The following is a 5628-nucleotide window of genomic DNA, read 5'->3' as shown; positions in this document are numbered from 1 at the left end:
CATCGGATTGCCGAGCGCTTGCTCGGGCGCCATGTAGATCGGCGTGCCGAACGCCATGCCCGCTTGCGTGAGCTTGACGCCGTCGTCGAGATCCTTCTCCTTGCCGGTCATCGGCTTGGCGATGCTTCGGGTTCGGCATCGAGCCGAGCTCGGCGGCGGAGTGGGGCTACGACCTCAACAAGTCGATCTCCGACGTCACGAGCGGCATCTGGTGGACCTCGATCTTCCCAGGGCTTGCGATCGTGCTCGTCGTGCTCGGCATCACCCTCGTCGGCGAGAGCCTCAACGACCTCGCCGACCCGCGGCTGCGCACGCGCCGAAAGGCAGACGGCACGCCGGCGCTGACGGCGTCCTCCTCTGCCATGCCGGGCGGCAGTATCGACGCGGTGGTTCCCGCGAACAGGATGGACCTGCCATGACCGCCCTCGACATCCAGAACCTCAAGGTGACCTTCGCCACCGACGGCGGCGACGTCGTCGCGGTCGACGACGTGAGCCTTGCCGTCAACCCCGGCGAGGTGCTCGCGATCGTCGGCGAGAGCGGCAGCGGCAAGACCGTGACGGCCAAGACGATTCTCGGACTGCTGCCAGAGACCGCAGTGACGCGGGGCGCGGTTCTCGTCAACGGCCAGAACGTCATCGCGCTCTCGAAGTCCCAGCTGCGCCAGGTGCGCGGTGTGGATGTCGCCATGGTCTTCCAGGAGCCCTCTCTTGCCCTCAACCCGGTCTTCACGGTCGGCTGGCAGATCGCGGAGGGGCTCCGTGCCCACGGTGCCGTCTCGCGAGCAGAGGCGAGAGCGAGGGCCATCGACATACTGCGAACGGTCGGCATTCCCGAACCGGAGAAGCGGGTCGACTACTACCCGCACCAGTTCTCCGGCGGCCAGAAGCAGCGTGTCGTCATCGCGATGGCGCTCGTGCTCGAGCCAGAGCTCATCGTTGCCGACGAGCCGACCACGGCGCTCGATGTGACGGTGCAGGCGGAGATCCTCGACCTGCTCCGCCGGGTGCGCGACGAGTTCGGCACGGCGGTCGTCATCATCACCCACAACATGGGTGTCGTCGCCGACCTCGCCGACCGTGTCGCGGTCATGTACAACGGCGAGGTCGTCGAGACGGCGTCGGCTCGCGAGCTCTTCAGCGCGCCGAAGCACGAGTACACCAAGAAGCTTCTCGCCGCCGTGCCGAAGCTCGGCACCGGGGCAGCCGCCACCGCCGCTCGCGCGGCGTCGCGCACCGCGGCAGAGCCGGTTGTCGTCGCCGACGGACTCGTCATCGAGTACGCGGGTCGACTCGGCCGCGGTGGGTTCCGTGCCGTCAACGACGTGAGCTTCAGCATCCAGCCGGGTGAGGTTCTCGGCCTCGTTGGAGAGAGCGGCTCTGGCAAGACGACCATCGGCCGCGCGATCGCTGGGCTCACCCGCGTGACCGGCGGGTCGCTTCAGGTGCTCGGCCACGAGATGAATGGCGTGCGCGAGCGCGACTTCAAGCCCGTCCGCAGCGAGATCGGCTTCGTCTTCCAGGATCCGGCGTCGAGCTTCAACCCGCTGCTCACTATCGGCCAGGCAATCGCAGAGCCGCTCGTCGTGCACGGCCGGGTCGCGAACACGGCGGCTGGCAGGGCCCGCGTCATGGAGTTGCTCGACGCAGTCCAGCTGCCGAGCGCCTATGTCGACCGGTTCCCGCATGAGCTCAGCGGCGGCCAGCGGCAGCGCGCCTCGCTCGCACGATCTATCGCCCTCGGGCCGAAGCTGCTCATCGCCGACGAGCCGACGAGCGCGCTCGACGTCTCCGTCCAGGCACGCGTGCTCGAGCTGTTCTCCGAGCTGCAGCGGGAGTTCGGCTTCGCGGCGCTCTTCATCAGCCATGACCTTGCGGTGGTCGACCTGCTCGCCGACCGTATTGCCGTGCTGTACCACGGAGAGCTCGTTGAAGAGGGCACCGGTGCAGAGGTGCTCGGCGCGCCGCGGCATCCGTACACCCAGCGTCTGCTCGCCTCACTGCCCGTGCCGGATCCGGTCGCCCAGGCGGCGAGAAGAGACGCCCTGCACGCCCTGCAGGCGGCAGACTGAGTGACTCCCCGTCGGGCAGAATGGGTTACATGCCACACGCCGATCCGTCTCTAGCAGTCTCGGCGGTCGACCTGTCGATTCGGTTCCACCAGCGACGGGCCGCCCCGGTCGCTCCTGCCGTCAGCGGGGCCACCTTCGATATCCCGCGCGGCACGACTCTCGCGGTGATCGGAGAGAGCGGTTCTGGCAAGAGCGCCCTCGCCAGCGTGCTCGCGGGCGAGGGCGACCTCGACGTACCGGCATCTCCCCGCATCAGCGGAGGGTCGGTGACCGTGCTGGGAACGCAGATGCGGCGGGTGCGCGATCGCCAGCGGGAGAAGGTCGTGTCGCGCATCGGCTACGTGCCCCAGGGAGCGGGCGCGCGCCTTGTGCCGCACCTGACCGCGGGGGAGTCGATCGCCGAGCCGATATTCGCCAGCGACCGCAAGTTCAACCAGCGACGCGCCGGCATGATCGTGGCAACCCTCGTCGACGCCGTTCGCCTTCCCATGGGAACCATGAACAAGTTCCCCTACGAGCTCAGCGCCGGGCAGCGCCAGCGCATCGCCATCGCGCGAGCGCTCGTGCTCGAGCCAGAGCTGCTCATCGCCGACGACCCGACCTCTGGGGTGGATGTCACGGCGCGTCCCGCGATCATCGACATCATCCACGAGCTTCAGTCCGACCTCGACTTCTCTGCCTTCGTTGTCACCTCGAACCTCCACGAGCTGCAGAACCTGTCGAACCGGGTGCTTGTGATGTACCACGGCATGGTGGTGGCCAACGGAGACCTCGACGAGGTTCTCGCCGACCCGCACCACCCGTATGTGGCGACGCTCGCCCGCACCCGGGATCTCGGCAGAGAGCTGGAGGACTCCCGTGTCGACGTCTGAGCAGACCATCGCCTACATCGAGGATCAGCTCTCCGGCCTTGACGTGCGCACGGCGAAGATGTTCGGCGAGTACTGCGTGTACGTCGACGGCAAGGTCACCGCGTTCGTGTGCGACGACATCCTGTTCATCAAGCCGAGTGCCGTCGAACCCTCCTACCTCGAGGGAACGCAGCTCGCGCCCGCCTACCCGGGCTCGAAGGACTACCACTCGGTGCCGGGCGACCTGCTCGAGAACGCGGAGTGGGTTCGGGATGCCATGCAGGCCACCGCAGACGCCCTCCCGGCCCCGAAGCCCAAGCGCGGGAGAGCCGGCGCGTGACCCGCGGCACCGGGCAGCACTACGACCTGGCCGCCGAGCACCACACCGCTTTGCCGGAGGCCCTGCGGCCCACTCCCGGCCCGATCGCCGTGCTACCGCGCCCCAACCCGGTCTTCGTCGACGCCGTGCTGGCCGGCGGGGGAACCGTCGAGCCGCTCGGCCCAGCAACCCGCGGCATCGTGTGGCTCTCTGAGAAGCAGGCAGACGAGCTGCGGGCGATCCTCGATGCGCACCCGACGGTGGAGTGGGTGCAGTTGCCCTGGGCCGGCGTCGACGCCTTCGCCGACATCCTCGCCGACTACCCCTCTGGCCGCCCGCTGTGGACCAGCGCGAAGGGTGCGTACTCCGAGCCGGTCGCCGAGCAGGCGGTGGCTCTCGCGCTCGCCCTGCTGCGCAATTTTCCTGAGAAGAGCCGCGCGACCTCCTGGGAGGTCGACAAGCGCGGGTCGTCGCTCTACGGCAGGAACGTCGTGCTGGTTGGAGCGGGCGGTATCGCCACGGAGATCATCCGGCTCCTCTCGGTCTTCGACGTGCGGATCACCGTTGTGCGCCGCTCTGCGGTGCCGCTCGCTGGTGCAGAGCGCACCGTGACCGCCGATCTGCTCGACGAGGTGCTTCCGACGGCGGATGTCGTCATCCTCGCCGCAGCGAGCACGGGGGAGACGGCCCGGCTGATCGGCGAGGCGCAGCTGCGGGCGATGAAGGACTCTGCGGTTCTCGTCAACATCGCGCGGGGAGCCCTCATCGACACCGACGCGCTCGTCGATGCGCTTGCCTCCGGGTCGATCGCGGGTGCAGGCCTCGACGTCACGGATCCGGAGCCGCTTCCCGACGGACACCCGCTGTGGGCGGAGCCGCGGTGCCTGATCACCTCGCACTCGGCAGACACACCGGCGATGACGGCACCGCTGCTGGCCAACCGCATCCGGCTCAATGTGAATGCGTTCCTCGGTGACGGCCGATTCGTCGGCGTGGTCGACCCTGTGGCAGGGTACTGACCGTGTCCAAATGGTTTATCGGCGGCTACAGTGCCGACATGAATGGGAGCGCTCCCGGGATCGTGCAGCTGCACTCCCGCGACGACGGCTCCCTTGCCCTTGACGAGTCGTTCAGCCTCCCGTTCGTCTCCCCGTCATTCCTCGCTGCGACACCGCAGACGCTGTACGCGGCACTCGAGGGCAGCGGGGAGATCGTCGCCATCGACCGCGAGACACACACGGTGACGGGGCGTGCCGCGACCGGCGGAACGTGGCCGTGCCACATCGGCATCTACGGCGATACCGTCGTCGTGGCCAACTACTTCGACGGATCGCTCGGGGTGCTGCAGCGCGAGCCGCTCTCCCTCGGCACGGCCCTCGCATCGCACGGTAGCGGTCCCCACCCGGCCCAGGACGGCCCGCACGCCCACGCGACCATCGAGATCGCGGATGGCGTCGTCATCAGTGCAGACCTCGGTGCCGACCTGCTCCTTGTGCACAGCCTCGTCGATGGCGAGCTGGTGCGAACGGCAGCATTCCCGCTGCCAGCCGGAACGGGGCCTCGCGACCTTGCCAGGCATCCATCGGGCCTCCTCTACGTGCTCGGCGAGCACAGCCGAACGCTGCTCGTGCTCGAGTGGCGCGGTGGAGAGCTGCACCTCGTCGAGACGATCGCGGTTCCGGGAGCGGAGCCGACCGACCAGGGGGCCGGCCTCGTCATCTCCGACGCCGGGTTTGTCTACGCGCTTCTGCGCGGATCCAACCGCATCGGGGTCATGCGCGCGAGTGTCGACGGCCGAGAGCTCGAATCCATCGGCTCCGCATCGAGCGAGGGTGACTGGCCCCGGCATCTCGCCCTCGACGGCCGCATCCTGCATGTCGCCAACCAGCTCTCGAACTCGATCGCGAGCTTCACGCTCGGCGACGACGGCCTCCCTGCGCTCATCGCCCCTCCGACTGCTGTAGCCTCTCCGACGTACCTTGTGAAGGCTTAGGGGGCCCTCGGTTTCTCGGCCGTCAAAACCTTTGGTAAAGTACACAAGCTGTTTCAGCAATCCTCGATAGCTCAATTGGCAGAGCAATCGACTGTTAATCGATAGGTTCTTGGTTCGAGTCCAAGTCGAGGAGCTAGAAGGCCGCGTGGGGCTCCACCCTCCGCGGCCTTCTTCTTTGCCCGCGTACTCCCGAGGGAGTACGGCGAAGGGTCTGCCCAGTGGATGCCGCAGGCACGACCGCGCGGCTACGATCGGGTGATGCACCGCCCGTCCCGCCGTAGCGCCCGCCGATCAGGTCGCGAGACGTTCGGTCGGGGCGTATACGGCCACGAGCGATTTGGCCGCGGATGGGGCGCGCGCGACTGGGATGCAACGGACTGGCACCCGCCGTGGT

Annotated in this window: 5 protein-coding genes, 1 tRNA gene and 1 pseudogene; all 7 read left to right on the top strand. The window is 68.1% G+C overall.

Annotated features, from left to right (window positions below; all coding sequences use genetic code 11):
• Positions 1-419 (top strand): annotated as a pseudogene (locus AC14A7_RS13240) (hypothetical protein); the annotation flags it as partial.
• Complete coding sequence (locus AC14A7_RS13235) at positions 416-2071, top strand: ABC transporter ATP-binding protein (RefSeq protein WP_484009805.1); 1656 nt, start codon at positions 416-418, stop codon at positions 2069-2071. The pseudogene AC14A7_RS13240 and the gene AC14A7_RS13235, both read left to right, overlap by 4 nt.
• Before the next feature lie 29 nt (positions 2072-2100).
• On the top strand, positions 2101-2943 hold the full coding sequence (locus AC14A7_RS13230; protein WP_484009803.1) for an ATP-binding cassette domain-containing protein: 843 nt from the start codon (positions 2101-2103) through the stop codon (positions 2941-2943).
• Positions 2930-3262 carry a TfoX/Sxy family protein gene (locus AC14A7_RS13225; RefSeq protein ID WP_484009801.1) on the top strand — a complete coding sequence of 111 codons (333 nt, stop codon included), beginning with the start codon at positions 2930-2932 and terminating at the stop codon, positions 3260-3262. The genes AC14A7_RS13230 and AC14A7_RS13225 overlap by 14 nt, the downstream gene beginning before the upstream one ends.
• Positions 3263-3351: 89 nt before the next feature.
• A complete protein-coding gene (locus tag AC14A7_RS13220) occupies positions 3352-4260 on the top strand; it encodes a D-isomer specific 2-hydroxyacid dehydrogenase family protein (RefSeq protein ID WP_484009807.1) in 909 nt (302 codons plus the stop codon).
• A 2-nt stretch (positions 4261-4262) separates the two neighbouring features.
• Positions 4263-5234: a lactonase family protein gene (locus AC14A7_RS13215; RefSeq protein WP_484009799.1), complete on the top strand. Its 972-nt coding sequence runs from the start codon at positions 4263-4265 to the stop codon at positions 5232-5234.
• 60 nt (positions 5235-5294) lie between these two features.
• Positions 5295-5367, top strand: a tRNA-Asn gene (locus AC14A7_RS13210).
• The last annotated feature ends 261 nt before the right edge of the window (positions 5368-5628 follow it).

It is taken from the genome of Conyzicola sp. (assembly GCF_057073975.1).
The sequence above is the reverse complement of the archived record's forward strand: the minus strand, read 5'-3'. Positions and strand labels throughout refer to the sequence as shown.

Bases quoted from the DNA above. Each gene is read 5' to 3' on its own strand.
- AC14A7_RS13235 (WP_484009805.1), top strand. From the start codon at position 416: ATGACCGCCCTCGACATCCAGAACCTCAAGGTGACCTTCGCCACCGAC.
- AC14A7_RS13230 (WP_484009803.1), top strand. From the start codon at position 2,101: ATGCCACACGCCGATCCGTCTCTAGCAGTCTCGGCGGTCGACCTGTCG.